The organism is Pseudomonas jessenii, from assembly GCF_002236115.1.
In the GTDB taxonomy this organism is placed as follows: Bacteria; Pseudomonadota; Gammaproteobacteria; order Pseudomonadales; family Pseudomonadaceae; genus Aquipseudomonas; species Aquipseudomonas jessenii.
The window spans coordinates 334,708-350,361 of the sequence record NZ_NIWT01000003.1 but is presented as its reverse complement, the minus strand read 5'-3'; the positions used below and the strand labels follow the sequence as shown (position 1 = coordinate 350,361).

General features: G+C 60.0%; 12 protein-coding genes. 8 read left to right on the top strand and 4 right to left on the bottom strand.

Going from position 1 to position 15,654, the window contains the following annotated elements; translation table 11 throughout:
• Window positions 1–142: 142 nt before the first annotated feature.
• Window positions 143–3,037, bottom strand: coding sequence for a ribonucleoside-diphosphate reductase subunit alpha (locus PSJE_RS10755; protein ID WP_057713635.1), 2,895 nt, complete (start codon window positions 3,035–3,037; stop codon window positions 143–145).
• A gap of 738 nt (window positions 3,038–3,775) precedes the next feature.
• On the opposite strand from PSJE_RS10755, the gene PSJE_RS10750 reads away from it, so the two are divergent.
• Both PSJE_RS10750 and PSJE_RS10745 read left to right on the top strand, forming a co-directional pair.
• The gene (locus PSJE_RS10750; RefSeq protein ID WP_008051517.1) at window positions 3,776–4,498 is read left to right on the top strand and encodes a response regulator; all 723 of its coding nucleotides are present in this window, start codon (window positions 3,776–3,778) and stop codon (window positions 4,496–4,498) included.
• On the top strand, window positions 4,495–6,105 hold the full coding sequence (locus PSJE_RS10745; RefSeq protein ID WP_057713636.1) for an ATP-binding protein: 1,611 nt from the start codon (window positions 4,495–4,497) through the stop codon (window positions 6,103–6,105). The genes PSJE_RS10750 and PSJE_RS10745 overlap by 4 nt, the downstream gene beginning before the upstream one ends.
• A 108-nt stretch (window positions 6,106–6,213) precedes the next feature.
• Here PSJE_RS10745 and PSJE_RS10740 read toward each other — a convergent pair whose 3' ends face one another.
• Window positions 6,214–6,939: a 4'-phosphopantetheinyl transferase family protein gene (locus tag PSJE_RS10740; protein WP_208601467.1), complete on the bottom strand. Its 726-nt coding sequence runs from the start codon at window positions 6,937–6,939 to the stop codon at window positions 6,214–6,216.
• Window positions 6,940–7,172: 233 nt separating this feature from the next.
• Between PSJE_RS10740 and PSJE_RS10735 the strand changes: the two genes are divergently transcribed.
• The 4 genes from PSJE_RS10735 (at window position 7,173) to PSJE_RS31445 (ending at window position 10,868) form a co-directional block, all read left to right on the top strand.
• Window positions 7,173–7,775 carry a hypothetical protein gene (locus PSJE_RS10735; protein WP_057713637.1) on the top strand — a complete coding sequence of 201 codons (603 nt, stop codon included), beginning with the start codon at window positions 7,173–7,175 and terminating at the stop codon, window positions 7,773–7,775.
• Between the two features lie 120 nt (window positions 7,776–7,895).
• Window positions 7,896–8,573, top strand: coding sequence for a response regulator transcription factor (locus PSJE_RS10730; protein ID WP_057713638.1), 678 nt, complete (start codon window positions 7,896–7,898; stop codon window positions 8,571–8,573).
• Window positions 8,570–9,916, top strand: a complete 1,347-nt coding sequence (locus PSJE_RS10725; RefSeq protein ID WP_090457300.1) for an ATP-binding protein — start codon at window positions 8,570–8,572, stop codon at window positions 9,914–9,916. The genes PSJE_RS10730 and PSJE_RS10725 overlap by 4 nt, the downstream gene beginning before the upstream one ends.
• 196 nt (window positions 9,917–10,112) lie before the next feature.
• Complete coding sequence (locus PSJE_RS31445; protein ID WP_090457298.1) at window positions 10,113–10,868, top strand: polysaccharide deacetylase family protein; 756 nt, start codon at window positions 10,113–10,115, stop codon at window positions 10,866–10,868.
• A gap of 84 nt (window positions 10,869–10,952) precedes the next feature.
• Here the strand turns inward: PSJE_RS31445 and PSJE_RS10715 are convergent, their stop codons facing one another.
• Window positions 10,953–11,951, bottom strand: a complete 999-nt coding sequence (locus PSJE_RS10715; protein WP_090457296.1) for an AraC family transcriptional regulator — start codon at window positions 11,949–11,951, stop codon at window positions 10,953–10,955.
• A gap of 339 nt (window positions 11,952–12,290) precedes the next feature.
• Between PSJE_RS10715 and PSJE_RS10710 the strand changes: the two genes are divergently transcribed.
• Together PSJE_RS10710 and PSJE_RS10705 are read left to right on the top strand one after the other, a co-directional pair.
• On the top strand, window positions 12,291–13,625 hold the full coding sequence (locus tag PSJE_RS10710; protein WP_057713642.1) for a dicarboxylate/amino acid:cation symporter: 1,335 nt from the start codon (window positions 12,291–12,293) through the stop codon (window positions 13,623–13,625).
• A gap of 156 nt (window positions 13,626–13,781) precedes the next feature.
• Entirely contained in the window at window positions 13,782–14,963 is a 1,182-nt protein-coding gene (locus PSJE_RS10705) for a CaiB/BaiF CoA transferase family protein (RefSeq protein ID WP_057713643.1), read from the top strand.
• A 120-nt stretch (window positions 14,964–15,083) separates the two neighbouring features.
• Here PSJE_RS10705 and PSJE_RS10700 read toward each other — a convergent pair whose 3' ends face one another.
• The gene (locus PSJE_RS10700; protein WP_057713644.1) at window positions 15,084–15,578 is read right to left on the bottom strand and encodes a SprT family zinc-dependent metalloprotease; all 495 of its coding nucleotides are present in this window, start codon (window positions 15,576–15,578) and stop codon (window positions 15,084–15,086) included.
• Between the last annotated feature and the right edge of the window lie 76 nt (window positions 15,579–15,654).

Here is a 15,654-nt window from a genome sequence, read left to right as displayed (position 1 = left end):
ATGCTGCACAAGGAGCCCTTCGCAAGAAGGGCTTTTTTGTGCTCGCCGAAAGCCTGTAGGAACAGGCAAAAGAAAACCCCCGACCCGCCAGAGGCTGATCGGGGGTTTCGAGCAAGCACCTTTGGGTGCTTGCTGGCTCAGCTTATTGGCAAGCTTCGCAATCCGGCTCGTCGATGGCGCAAGCCTTTGGCACTGGAGCGGGACCTGCAGGCGCCGCCAGGACCGAGTCGTCACCGTGGTTGCCGCCGCTGGAAACCGCGTTCAGCTTGCCGGTGTTGATGGTCGACTTCTCGGTGCTGGTCGCAGCCAGGGCACGGAGGTAGTAAGTGGTTTTCAGGCCACGGTACCAGGCCATGCGGTAGGTCACGTCCAGTTTCTTGCCCGAAGCGCCAGCGATGTACAGGTTCAGCGACTGAGCCTGGTCGATCCACTTCTGACGACGGCTGGCGGCGTCAACGATCCACTTGGTGTCCACTTCGAAGGCAGTCGCGTAGAGCTCTTTGAGTTCTTGCGGGATGCGCTCGATCTGCTGCACCGAACCGTCGTAGTACTTCAGGTCGTTGATCATGACCGAGTCCCACAGACCGCGAGCCTTCAGGTCGCGAACCAGGTACGGGTTGATCACGGTGAATTCGCCCGACAGGTTCGATTTCACATACAGGTTCTGGTAGGTCGGCTCGATCGACTGCGATACGCCAGTAATGTTGGCGATGGTTGCGGTCGGTGCGATGGCCATGATGTTGGAGTTACGGATACCTTTCTGCACACGGGCGCGAACCGGTGCCCAGTCCAGGGATTCCTTCAGGTCGACATCGATGTACTTCTGGCCACGGGCTTCGATCAGGATTTGTTGCGAATCCAGCGGCAGGATGCCTTTGGACCACAGCGACCCCTGGAAGGTCTCGTAGGCGCCACGCTCATCAGCCAGGTCGCAGGAAGCCTGGATCGCGTAGTAGCTGACCGCTTCCATCGACTTGTCGGCGAACTCGACGGCAGCGTCGGAACCGTAAGGAATGTGCTGCAGGTACAGCGCATCCTGGAAGCCCATGATGCCCAGGCCGACCGGACGGTGCTTGAAGTTGGAGTTCTTCGCTTGCGGCACCGAGTAGTAGTTGATGTCGATAACGTTATCTAGCATGCGCACGGCAGTGTTCACGGTGCGTTCCAGCTTGGCGGTGTCCAGCTTGCCGTCGACGATGTGGTTCGGCAGGTTGATCGAGCCCAGGTTGCAAACGGCGATCTCGTCCTTGTTGGTGTTCAAGGTGATCTCGGTGCACAGGTTCGAGCTGTGGACCACGCCCACGTGCTGCTGCGGGCTGCGCAGGTTGCACGGGTCTTTGAAGGTCAGCCATGGGTGGCCGGTTTCGAACAGCATGGACAGCATCTTGCGCCACAGGTCTTTGGCCTGGATGGTCTTGAACAGCTTGACCTTGCCCGGGTACTCGGTCAGGGCTTCGTAGTACTCGTAACGCTCTTCGAAGGCCTTGCCGGTCAGGTCGTGCAGATCCGGCACTTCGGATGGCGAGAACAGGGTCCACTTGCCGTCATCGAAGACACGCTTCATGAACAGGTCAGGGATCCAGTTGGCGGTGTTCATGTCGTGGGTACGACGACGATCATCACCGGTGTTCTTGCGCAGTTCGATGAACTCTTCGATGTCCATGTGCCAGGTTTCCAGGTAGGCACAGACAGCGCCTTTGCGCTTGCCACCCTGGTTAACGGCGACGGCGGTGTCGTTCACTACTTTGAGGAACGGTACAACGCCCTGGGACTTGCCGTTGGTGCCCTTGATGTACGAACCCAGTGCACGGACTGGCGTCCAGTCGTTGCCCAGGCCGCCGGCGAACTTGGACAGCATGGCGTTGTCGTGGATCGCGTGGTAGATGCCCGACAGGTCATCCGGCACGGTGGTCAGGTAGCAGCTCGACAGCTGTGGACGCAGGGTGCCGGCGTTGAACAGGGTCGGGGTCGACGACATGTAGTCGAAGGACGACAACAGGTTGTAGAACTCGATGGCACGGGCTTCGCGGTCTTTCTCTTCGATCGCCAGGCCCATGGCCACGCGCATGAAGAACACCTGCGGCAGTTCGAAACGGATACCGTCCTTGTGGATGAAGTAACGGTCGTACAGGGTTTGCAGGCCCAGGTAGGTGAACTGCTGGTCGCGCTCGTGGTTGATCGCCTTGCCGAGTTTTTCCAGGTCGAAATTGGCCAGCTCAGGGTTCAGCAGCTCGTATTCGATACCTTTGGCGATGTAGGCCGGCAGCGCCTTGGCGTACAGGTCGACCATCTCGTGGTGAGTGGCGCTCTCGGCTACACCGAGGAAGCCCAGGCCTTCGGCACGCAGGGTGTCCATCAGCAGGCGCGCGGTCACGAACGAGTAGTTCGGCTCGCGTTCAACCAGGGTGCGGGCAGTCATTACCAGGGCGGTGTTGACGTCGGTCAGGGCCACGCCGTCGTACAGGTTCTTCAGGGTTTCGCGCTGGATCAGGTCGCCGTCGACTTCTTCCAGGCCTTCGCACGCTTCGGTGACGATGGTGTTCAGGCGACCCATGTCCAGTGGCGCCAGGCTGCCGTCGGCGCGGGTGATGCGGATCGACGGGTGAGCGTTGACCGCTTCCTCGGCCGGGGCGTGGGCAGCGCGTTCTTTCGAACGACCGTCACGGTAGATTACGTAGTCGCGGGCGACTTTCTGCTCGCCGGCACGCATCAGGGCCAGTTCGACCTGGTCCTGGATTTCTTCGATGTGGATGGTGCCGCCCGATGGCATGCGACGCTTGAAGGTCGCGGTGACCTGTTCGGTCAGGCGGGCAACGGTGTCGTGGATTCGCGACGAGGCAGCGGCGGTGCCGCCTTCAACTGCGAGAAACGCTTTGGTGATGGCGACGGTGATTTTGTCATCGGTGTAGGGAACGACAGTGCCGTTACGCTTGATCACACGCAGTTGGCCTGGCGCGGTGGCGGACAGATCCGAATTCGAATCAGCGGCCTGCGGCAAGGTGCCCTGCGGGTTCTCGCGAGTTGTGTCGGTTTGCATGGGGGGGTGTCTCCACATTCTCTATGTTTGTTTGGGCACCATCACGGTGCCCACCGTTCCGTCCTGAAGCACTACAACCGGCGAGCGCCGGGCATAACAACTTCGGGACAGTAGGAAGGGGGCTATAGGGCGCCGCTTCCATGCCGAAGTCTTTGGTCTCACGCCTTGGGCCTGAGACCGGAGTCCTTTGAGGGTGACAGTTGGGACTGCAACACCCGTACCGTTTTGACCACTCGGGGCCGAAATACAGTAGCCATCCGCACGCGCGGTTTGGTCTTTCAAAAATACGTATGGTTCAACCGGACAGAGGCAATAAAAGCGCTTGAAATTGGTGTCTGGTTTGTGTTTGGTTTTTCGCGCAAAACCCTACATCTAGGGGTTTTTTAGCGCCGGGGTACAAGATAATGCGTTTTGGGGGGCGATTGCAACGTACTGCCTGTGGATAAACCTGTGCGTAAATTGTGTGTGAAAGAGGTAACCGGCGTGTAGGCCGCGACGCTGCTGGACCGGACCTTTTTTCAGCGATTTTCAACCATCGAAAACGCTCGGGCGGATTTTTAAGGGCGCGAACCCTATCACAAAAAACCCTGTTGTCCGAACGCATTTACCCGCTTGTGTTCTCGACGGGCGGCGTTTATACAATCGGCCCAGTGTGTATACATATTTATCCCCCCGAATCATTACAAAAAGAGGGGCGGATCCTTCCTTATTAGTGTTTTTGGCAAGCAGAGGTCACCCGTGGAGCAAGAAGCCTGGCAGGTATTGATTGTGGAGGACGACCAGCGACTGGCCGAACTGACCCGCGATTACCTGGAAGCCAATGGCCTGCGTGTATCGATCGAAGGCAATGGTGCGCTCGCTGCGAATCGCATCATCAAGGAACAACCGGACCTGGTGATCCTCGACCTGATGCTCCCCGGTGAAGATGGCCTGAGCATTTGCCGCAAGGTCCGCGCCCGATATGACGGCCCGATCCTGATGCTCACTGCCCGCACCGATGACACCGACCAGATTCTCGGCCTGGACCTGGGGGCTGACGACTACGTCTGCAAACCGGTACGCCCGCGCCTGCTGCTGGCGCGCATCCAGGCACTGCTGCGCCGTAGCGAAACGCCCGAAGTCGCCCCGGAAAAACAGCGGCGTCTACAGTTCGGCCCGCTGATCGTCGATAACGCCTTGCGCGAAGCCTGGCTGCAGGGCAACGGCATCGAGCTGACCAGCGCCGAATTCGACCTGCTCTGGCTACTGGTGGCCAATGCCGGGCGTATCCTCTCCCGGGAAGAGATCTTCACCGCGCTGCGGGGCATTGGCTATGACGGTCAGGACCGCTCCATCGATGTGCGCATCTCGCGCATCCGCCCGAAGATCGGCGATGACCCGGAGCATCCACGGCTGATCAAGACCGTGCGCAGCAAAGGCTATCTGTTCGTTCCCGAGGCTTGCGTAGATCCGTCCCTGTGAACTCGATCTTCCTGCGTATCTATGGCGGCATGTGCGCCGCGCTGATTCTGGTGGCGGTACTCGGTGTGCTGGCGTTGCACCTGCTGAATGAGGTGCGCAGCGAGCAATACCGCGAGCGCCTGGCCCACGGCACGTTCTCGCTGATGGCCGACAACCTGCAACCGATGAACCAGACCGAACGACATCGGGCCTTGCTGGTGTGGGAGCGGCTGCTGGGGATTCCGCTGGCGCTGAAAACCTTTGCCGAGACCGACCTCGACCTGACCCAGCGCACCCGTGTGTTGCGCGGTCAGGCACTGGTGGAACAGACCGGGCCGCACGCAGCGAAGGTCTACAAGCTGGTCAGCGACAAGGAACAGTTGATGCTCACCGGGGAAGTGCAGCAGATCAGCGAGCAATTGGCTCGGGCGACCATCTACCTGTTGACCGATGAACTGGTGCGCACTCCGGTCGCCGACCAGCCCTTGCGCCTGGCGCAATTGAAGGAAAGCAAGGGCTTCGGCTTCGATCTGCGCCTGGTCACGGTTGACGAGGCGGACATGGACGAAGACCAGAGCCGTCGGGTATCCGAGGGCGACACGGTGATGGCGCTGGGCAAGGGGGGGGATTCGATCCGGGTATTTGCCGGCATGGTGGGCACGCCGTGGGTCCTGGAAATCGGCCCTTTGTATCAGATGAATCCTTATCCGCCGGAGTGGTTGGTGTTGATCGCCGCGCTGGGCCTGACGCTGATCGGTTTGATCGTCTATCTGTTGGTGCGTCAGCTGGAGCGACGCTTGCGTGGACTGGAAGCCGCCGCCACGCGCATTGCCAAAGGCAGCTTGGAAACCCGTGTGCCGGCGCGCGGCGCGGACTCGGTGGGACGGCTGGCCTCGGCGTTCAACGGCATGGCCGAACACTTGCAGCAGTTGCTGGCGATCCAGCGCGAACTGGTGCGTGCGGTGTCCCACGAATTGCGCACGCCGGTGGCACGCCTGCGCTTTGGCCTGGAGATGATCGGCTCGGCCACCACACCGCAAGCCCTGGAAAAATACTGCCAGGGCATGGACCACGACATCGAGGACCTCGACCGGCTGGTGGACGAGATGCTGACTTACGCGCGGTTGGAGCAGGGCTCGCCGGCACTGAACTTTCAGCGGATCGATCTGGATGCCTTGGTCGATCAGGTGATCGAAGAACTGGCGCCGTTGCGCGCCGACGTCACGGTGCAACGGGGCTTGTGTCTATCGGCTGCCGATAACGACGACGCCTGGGTCGAGGCTGAACCGCGCTATCTGCATCGGGCGATCCAGAATCTGGTGACGAATGCCATGCGCCACGCGCAATCACGGGTAACCATCAGCTATCAAGTGGGGCAGCAGCGATGCCGAGTGGATATCGAGGATGACGGGCCGGGTGTGCCGGAGTCGGCGTGGGAGAAGATCTTTACGCCGTTCCTGCGTCTCGACGACAGCCGTACCCGCGCGTCTGGAGGCCATGGGTTAGGCCTGTCCATTGTGCGGCGCATCATCCATTGGCATGGCGGGCGCGCGTTGATCGGCAAGAGCAAGAGCCTGGGCGGGGCGTGCTTCAGTCTGAGCTGGCCGCGCAATCAGGAGAAGCGTTGAGCCTTGTGTTGTCTGTTGCGGCCCCATCGCGAACAAGCTCGCTCCCACACTGGATCCCCTATGGGAGCGAGCTTGCTCGCGATGGCGGCCTGACAGGCACCAAAGACTTCAGGCCTTGATGCTGACCAGACTCAGCAACTGCCCGTCCTTGACCCCGAACTGCGCATCCAGCTCGGTGCCATTGCGCCATTCGCTGGACAGATCAGTGAGCAATCGCAACCGCACCTCACCCGACTCACGCCACTCCAGCACTTCGGCGTGTTCGAAATAAAAGCGTTGCTGAACGATCGGATAGAGCGCCTTGAACAGGCTTTCCTTGACCGAGAACGTCAGGGTGACCAGCAACGCCCGTTGATCGTGATCACCGGCCGCCATGCGCTGTAGCTCCGGCGGATTGAGGATTTCCCCGGCCAGGCGTTCGGCCCGTTCGGCATTGAGCAGGTTTTCCAGGTCCATGCCCAGGCCGCGCCAATGGCTTTTGTTCGCCACGATCGCTGCGGCCCGGCCAGTGCTGTGGGTGATCGAACCAGTGATATGAGCAGGCCAGACCGGTGCCCGGTCTTCACCGATGGCCGGAATGAAACTCAAGCCTTCCAGTCGCTGTAACGCGGCCCGGGCACACACTCGCCCGGCGAGAAATTCCGCCTGCCGTTTGGCCACCGAGCGCTGGATGCTCGCCGGCGCTTCGACAGCGCTGCGCTGGAAGTCATCGCTGTCCAGTCGGGCGCTATCGAAATGAGTACTCAGCAGGACCGTATCGGGCAGCGCAAACGGCAGCGGCCAATGGTCATTGAGGGGCGTGCAGCAGACGGGCAGGGCGGGGGTTGAGTTCATATCTGGCATTTTGCCGGGTTGGCCTGAGGCTGGGTAGTGCAAAGCTTCTGACGAGTTGGTAGTCGGTGCCCGCCTTTTCCATTGCATGGTCGGATCTGCTGCTGAAACGTGTCGAAATATTCGGGGCGGGTCGGTTCAGCCCAGGTTCAGGGTGCGTTCAGGGGGAGTTCAGGGCGCGGTGCGTAACCTTGCCTCGTACCCAAAAAACAATCGGCACATGAGGAAACTCCCCAATGACTGGATTCAAAAAACTGCTTCTGGCATTCACGGTTCTGAGCGCAAGCACCGCAGCTTTCGCGTCCGACGACAACTTCGCCAGCCTTACTCTTGGACAGACCAGCGACAAGGTTAAAAAATCCCACGCCCTGAACGACAACCTCAATCACCCGAACGCCGATGGCGTAATCGGCAAGGACACCACCTGGGGTGTTCGTCTGGGCCAGCAAAACACCAAGGGCCGCTACTACGCCACTTACGACAATGTGTCGGGCTCGCACAACGGCATTAAACTGCGTCAGGAAAATCTCCTGGGTAGCTACGATCTGTTCTACCCGGTGGGCGCTAGCACCAGGCTGTTCGGTGGCGCCACGGCCGGCCTGACCAAAATGACTCAGGAGTCGCCAGGCTTCAGCCGCGACAGTGATATCGGCTACGCCATCGGTGGCCAGGTGGGTGTGCTGCAACAGGTTTCGCAAAACACCTCGGTTGAACTGGGTTACCGTTACCTGCGCAGCAACGCCAGCACCGAGATGAGTGAGCGCGGCGGCAGCAAGCAGGGTTCGCTGGACCTGACCAGCAGCGCCCAGACTTACCTGTCCGCCAACTACGCTTTCTGACAAGCGTTTCGTGAACGGCCTGCGCCGGATCAGCCCGAGTGACTGATCCGGCGTTGCCATGTTAGCTCTTGAGGTGCGACGTTGCGCCTATGGAGATGTTGATTTGCCCGGGAGAGCAATATGAAATTGCTGGTCGTCGAAGATGAAGCGCTGCTGCGTCATCACCTGCAAACCCGCCTGACGGAGAGCGGCCACGTGGTCGAGTCCGTGGCCAACGCCGAGGAGGCGCTGTACCAGACAGCCCAGTTCAACTTTGATCTGGCGGTGATCGACCTCGGTCTGCCGGGCATTAGCGGGCTCGACCTGATCCGGCAGTTGCGCTCAAGTGGCAAAACCTTCCCGATCCTGATCCTCACCGCGCGCGGTAACTGGCAGGACAAGGTCGAAGGCCTGGCCGCCGGCGCCGATGATTATCTGGTCAAGCCGTTTCAGTTCGAAGAACTGGAGGCCCGCCTGAATGCCTTGCTGCGACGCTCCAGCGGTTTCACCCAGTCGACCATCGTCGCTGGCCCGTTACTGCTGGATCTGAACCGCAAGCAGGCGTCCCTCGACGATCAGCCGTTGGCACTGACTGCGTATGAGTACCGCATTCTCGAATACCTGATGCGTCACCATCAGCAAGTGGTGCCCAAGGATCGCTTGATGGAACAGCTCTACCCGGATGACGACGAGCGTGATCCGAATGTGATCGAGGTGCTGGTCGGCCGTCTGCGCCGCAAACTGGAGGGGCCGGGCGGGTTCAAACCGATCGACACCGTGCGCGGCCTGGGCTACCTGTTCAACGAGCGTTGCACTTGATCCGTTCGCTGCGCATACGCTTGATGCTCGCCGCCACGCTGTTGGCGGTGTTGTTCATGCTGGCGTTGCTGCCTGCGATGCAGGGTGCCTTCAGCCTGGCGCTGCAGGACTCCATCGAGCAGCGTCTGGCATCCGACGTGACCACGCTGATCTCGGCTGCCCGGGTGGAGAACAACAGCCTGCAGATGCCAGCGCAATTGCCCGACGAGCGCTTCAACCTCACCGACAGCCGATTGCTCGGCTATATCTATGACCGTGAAGGGCAACTGGTCTGGCGTTCGAAGGCGACCCAGGAAGAACGCATCAACTACAAGCCGCGCTACGACGGACGTGGCAGCGAGTTTGCGCGGATCCGCGAAGCCAATGGCCAGGAGTTCTTCGTCTACGACGTCGAGGTCAAGTTGCTCGGCGGCAAAAGTGCAGCCTTCAGCATCGTGGCGTTGCAGCCGGTTCGCGAGTACGAACTGACCCTCGAAGGCCTGCGGGAAAATCTCTATCTGGGTTTTGGCGCGGCACTGCTGGTGCTGCTGGCGTTGCTGTGGATCGGCCTGACCTGGGGCTTGCAGGCATTGCGGCGCTTGAGCCAGGAACTGGACCAGATCGAAGGTGGCACCCGCGAAAGCCTCAGTGAGGAACATCCCCGGGAGTTGCTGCGCCTGACCGGTTCCCTCAACCGTTTGCTGCATAGTGAGCGTGAGCAGCGCAGTCGCTATCGTGATTCCCTCGACGACCTGGCTCATAGCCTGAAAACGCCCTTGGCGGTGCTGCAAGGCGTCAGTGAAGACATGGCCCAGCGTCCCGAGGATCGCGATCAGGCCTGGGTGCTGCAAACCCAGATCGAACGCATGAGCCAGCAGATCAGCTACCAGTTGCAGCGCGCCAGCCTGCGCAAAAGCGGCCTGGTACGTCATCAGGTGCATTTGCGGCCGGTACTGAAAAGCTTGTGTGACACGCTGGACAAGGTTTATCGCGACAAGCGCGTGCACGTCGCGTTCGATTTGCCCGACCCATGTTACGTACCGATCGAGCAGGGTGCTCTGCTGGAAATGATGGGCAATCTGCTGGAAAACGCCTATCGCCTGTGCCTGGGCGAAATACGCATCAGTGTGCGTGAAACCCTCAGCGGCACGCAGTTGTGTGTCGAGGACGACGGCCCTGGCGTACCACAGGATCAGCGCGCACGGATTCTCGAGCGCGGAGAACGCCTGGACCGCCAGCACCCGGGGCAGGGTATCGGCCTGGCGGTGGTCAAGGACATCATCGAGAGCTACCACGCCCAGCTGACCCTGGGGGATTCACCGATGGGCGGAGCGGCGTTCCGGATTTATTTTCCGGCGGTGTGAACGGGTATTTGATAGCAGTCTTTTCGGGCTACAGGCATCAAGCGTTAAACGACCGGCAACAATGTTTTGTTGGCGTTCAGCCGTTTGGTGGCAAGTAATAAGCCTCGCCTTATTGACGACATGAACACGCAGAGTCTGTGTTGCTTGCATGAGTGGATAGGGGCTGAAGCGTTACAAGCCACCAAAGGAGATAAGGATGGAAAGGAAGAAAGTTTGGCTGACGTTTGACGACGGTCCTCGGCAAGCCCAGACCGAAACCGTGCTGGAAACACTGGAGCTGTTTGATATCAAGGCAACGTTTTTTATTGTTGGCAATCTGGTTGCCAGGCATGGCGAGCGTATCAAGCGCATCCTGGGCGAAGGGCACCGGATCGGCAATCACACTTACGATCATCTAAGACTGGTCGGCCAGGACAAAGACACCATCATCGATCAAGTCAAAATGACGGAGCAGGCGCTGACTCCCTACCAGCAGCCGGACCTGATCATGAGGCCGCCTTATGGCGCTCACGACGCGATGGTCGATCGCACTGTCGCCGAGTTGGGGTACCGGCAGGTTCTCTGGAACGTGGATACCCTGGACTGGAGCAGCAACTACCAACCGGGGGGCTGGGTATCCCATGGTGTTGAGCAAGTAAGGAAAAGAAAGAATTCCATTGTGCTGATGCATGACATACATGCGACCACGGCCAATAATCTTGGCCGGTTCATCGGACAAGTAAACCTGCTGGGCGATGTGGACTTCGAGTCACCGGCCACACTGGCGATTGCGCCGGTCAGTCAGTTGAATATGTATGTGGTGGTAAGGGGCGATACATTGTCCAGAATTGCCAGAGAGTTTTATGGTGATGCTGCCAAATACCTACTGATCTTTAATGCGAACAGGTCGGTGCTGGATCATCCAGACAAAATTTACCCTGGCCTGTCACTGATCATCCCGCCTCCAGGGTAAGCGTTCGCCAAATCTGGACGGGGTATTCCCCCGGTACGTACGGGAGGACACCAGTGATCACTGCGTAACGCGGGTGCTGAAAATTCAGCTCTCCTGCGCCCGATAAGCCCCCGGCGTCAGCCCCGTCCATTTCTTGAACGCCCGGTGAAACGCCGACGGCTCGGAAAACCCCAACTGCTCGGCGATCTGTTGCAACGACAGGTCGGCGCGGCTCAGGTGATAAATCGCGATGTCCCGGCGCAATTGGTCCTTCAATTCCTGAAAGCTCGAACCCTCTTCCCGCAAATGCCGGCGCAAGGTCTGCGGGCTGATGTGCAGGTGGGCGGCCACGGCTTCCAGGTCGGGCCAGTGTGAACTGTCGCGACTGAGCAAGCGCCGCAGGCGGCTGCTCAAGCTGTCGCCATCGTCCGGGCGCGAGAGCAGGTCGGCGGGGGAGCGTTCGAGGAAATGCTTGAGGGTGCGTTCATCCTGCAACAACGGCATGGCCAGGTAGCGGCTGTGAAACAACAGGCTGCTCTGGGGCCTGGAAAACTCAAGCGGACAGGAAAACAGCAGGTCGTACTCGGCGCCGTGTTCCGGCCGGGGGTAGCTGAACGTGGCCTGTTCCAGGCGAATGCGCTGGCCGATCAGCCAGCTGCCGAAACGGTGCCAGATCACCAGCAGGCTTTCACTGAGGAAATGATCCGGGTCCCAGAGCTGCGAGTCGTCCAGGCTCAGGCGCACCCATTCATCTTCGCGGCTCAGGGTCAAACGCGGCGCCCCGGGGAACAGGCTGTAAAACAACAAGCCGCGATGGAGTGCCTTATCCAGGCTGCGGCAGTGAATCACGGCATGGCACATCATTGCGAAGCTGCCCGGCCTGCTTGGGGCTTGCCCGAACCCGAGGTACTCGTCGTCCAGTGCCAGCCATAACGCCTGGATCAGTTGGGTGAATTGCTCCGGAGCGATGCGTGCCCGGGGTTCGTCCAGCAACTCGGGGCTGATTCCCAGTTGCTGTAGCAAGCCCGAATAGTCGTAGCCGTGCCGACGCGCACCACACAGGGCGGCGCGGGCGAAGTGACTGGCGATGGTACGTTCGCGCATGGCAGCAGATCTGACCGTTGATCGACGGATGTTAGCTGCGCGCCGCGGGCGTGAACAGGGCGGATATCCGCCAAATTGCAGGACGACTTTCAGTGCAGGGGCGGAAATCCGCCACATGCTTGTAGCCGTTCGGTGACAGGGAATTCGCTGCAACCCCAGATATAAAAAGGCTTGCAGGGGGTTTTACGGAAGGTGGCACGGGCCTTGCGATACAACGAGCAGATGCCTGCCGTTGCGCAGCTCGAAAAAACAAATCCCTCCAGTGCAGGAGGGTTCGCAATCGCGGTGTTGCGGGCAACAGCTGGATGTTGTCACCGGGCACCTTTGAGGAACTTTGCAATGACGACTCGTCAGCCACTGTACAAATCCCTGTATTTCCAGGTGATCGTTGCCATCGCTATCGGCATTTTGCTCGGTCACTTCTACCCGCAGACCGGTGTAGCCCTCAAACCGCTGGGTGACGGGTTCATCAAACTGATCAAAATGGTCATCGCGCCGATCATCTTCTGTACCGTCGTCAGTGGTATCGCCGGCATGCAGAACATGAAATCGGTCGGCAAGACCGGCGGCTATGCGCTGCTGTACTTCGAAATCGTGTCCACCCTTGCCTTGCTGATCGGCCTGGTCGTGGTCAACGTCGTGCAACCGGGTGCCGGCATGCACATCGACGTATCGACCCTGGATACCAGCAAAATCGCTGGCTTCATCTCGGCTGGTAAAGACCAAAGCATCATTGCCTTTGTCCTCAACGTGATCCCGAACACCATCGTCGGCGCGTTCGCCAACGGCGACATCCTGCAAGTGCTGATGTTCTCGGTGATCTTCGGTTTCGCCCTGCATCGCCTGGGTGCCTACGGCAAGCCGGTGCTGGACTTCATCGATCGCTTTGCTCACGTGATGTTCAACATCATCAACATGATCATGAAGCTCGCTCCAGTCGGTGCGTTCGGTGCGATGGCTTTCACCATCGGTGCCTACGGCGTCGGTTCGCTGGTGCAACTGGGCCAGTTGATGATCTGCTTCTACATCACCTGCATCCTGTTCGTGCTCCTGGTACTAGGTGCCATCTGCCGCGCGCACGGTTTCAGCGTCATCAAATTGATTCGCTACATCCGTGAAGAACTGCTGATCGTGCTGGGCACTTCCTCTTCGGAATCCGCTCTGCCACGCATGCTGATCAAATTGGAACGCCTGGGTGCACAGAAATCCGTTGTGGGTCTGGTGATCCCGACTGGTTACTCGTTCAACCTCGACGGTACGTCGATCTACCTGACCATGGCCGCTGTGTTCATCGCTCAGGCGACTGACACCCCAATGGACCTCACTGCCCAGATCACCTTGCTGCTGGTGCTGCTGTTGTCCTCCAAGGGCGCCGCCGGCGTGACCGGTAGCGGTTTCATCGTACTGGCTGCCACCCTGTCCGCCGTGGGCCACCTGCCGGTTGCCGGCCTGGCGCTGATCCTCGGTATCGACCGCTTCATGTCCGAAGCCCGTGCCCTGACCAACCTGGTGGGTAACGCTGTTGCGACCCTGGTCGTGGCCAAGTGGGTGAAAGAGCTGGACGAAGACACGCTGCAAGTCGAACTGGCTTCCGGCGGTCGCGGTATCTCCGACGAGCGTGAAGTAGACGACCTGGGCGTGGCCGAAGGCCCAGCCCCGGCCAGCGTCAAGTAAACGCTCAACAGAAACTCGGCCTGCAATGAAAAACCCGCTTCGGCGGGTTTTTCATGCCTGCGATTTGAGCGCAACGGTCACCGCCAGTGACGCATCAGGTGATTGCTGCGATGTTCTCGGCTGCCTAGGCTTGGAGGATCGCACTGGAGAACACTTATGCTCGGTCCACTGGCATCACTCAAGGTTCTGGATTTCTCGACATTGCTACCGGGGCCGTTCGCCTCGTTGCTGCTGGCGGACATGGGCGCCGAAGTGCTGCGCATCGAATCGCCGACCCGCATGGATTTGCTGCGGGTGTTGCCGCCCCACGATCAAGGTGTGTCAGCCAGTCATGCCTATCTCAATCGCAACAAGCGCAGCCTGGCCCTGGATCTCAAGCAGCCTGAGGCGCTGGAGGTGATCAGGTCGTTGCTGCAGGACTACGACATTGTGCTCGAGCAGTTCCGTCCCGGTGTCATGGAGCGTCTGGGCCTGGGTTACGAAGCCCTGAAGGCGATCAATCCGAGACTGATTTATGTGTCGATTACCGGCTATGGCCAGACGGGCCCCTACAAGGACCGCGCCGGTCATGACATCAACTACCTGGCCCTGTCCGGGCTGGCGAGTTACACCGGCCGTGCCGACACTGGGCCGTTGCCGTTGGGCATGCAGGTGGCGGATGTCGCCGGTGGTTCGCTGCACGGGGTGATTGGCTTGCTGGCGGCAGTCATCGCCCGACAGCAAACCGGGCAGGGCCAGCACCTGGATGTCAGCATGACCGACTGCGCGTTCAGCCTCAATGCGATGGCCGGTGCCGGGTATCTGGCCTGCGGCGTCGAGCCGGGACCGGAAAACCAGGTGCTCAATGGCGGCAGTTTCTACGATTACTACCGCTCCCGGGATGGGCGCTGGCTGTCGGTGGGCAGCCTGGAGCCGGTCTTCATGAAACAGTTGTGCACGGCATTGGGTCTGGAGGAATTGGCCGGCCTCGGCCTGTCACCGCAACCGGCGCATCAGAAACAGCTTAAAGACGCGCTGAAGCTCGAATTCGAAAAGCATGACTTTGCCGAGTTGCGCGCGCTGTTCGCAGAGCTGGATGCGTGTGTCGAGCCAGTGCTGAGCCTGGGAGAAGCGCTCGGTCATCCGCAGTTGCAGGCGCGGGAGTTGGTGGCCGACGTACCTCGTGGCGATGGCTCGACCCAGGCGCAGATGGCTTGTCCGCTGAAGTTTTCGCAAGGTTTGCCGGAGCCCCGGCATATTGGCGCGGCGCTGGGGCAGCATACGGATCAGGTGTTGGGAGAGTTGGGGTTCAGTGCTGAGCGGATCGAGCAGTTGCGGCGGGCCAAGGTGATTCTTTAGTGCCTGTCAGGCCGCCATCGCGAGCAAGCTCGCTCCCACAGAGAATCTGTGGCGTGACACAAACCCAGTGTGGGAGCGAGCTTGCTCGCGATAGCGGCAGCACAAACACCGAAAATCCAACTACTCGACCCGCATCTCGCCACTGAACACCAACGTATTGCGGCACCGCCGACACAAATACCGCCGTCCCTGCCGAACCAGGCTGTGGCGCTGTGCCGAAAACGGGAAGTCGCTGTCGACGCACGGGCACTTGTAGATGTAGCGGGTCACGCTGCGGCGTTTGACGTCATAGGTGTGGCAGCGGTTGGGCGGCAGTTCGTACACGCCGCGCATGATCAGTTGCCACTCTTCACCATGGGGCTGGATGCGGTCGCCGAACAGTTGGTGGGCGATCAGGTGCGCGACTTCATGGGCCACGGTCTGCTTGAGGAAATCTTCGGTGTTTTCCCGGTACAGCTGCGGGTTGAAGCGCAGCAGGTTCTCGTGCAAATGCGCGACACCGGCTTTTTGCCCGCGCAGCTTGAGGCTCACCACGGGGCGCTTGAAAGGTCGTTTGAAAAAGGATTCGGCTAGTTGGAAACAGTCTTCGACGCGGGTATTGAGTTGCTCGGGCATGCTTGATGGATCTCCAGAGCGGTCGAGTATGCCGCAACCTTCGGACCTTGCGAATCACCAGGTTGCCGAATGGTTG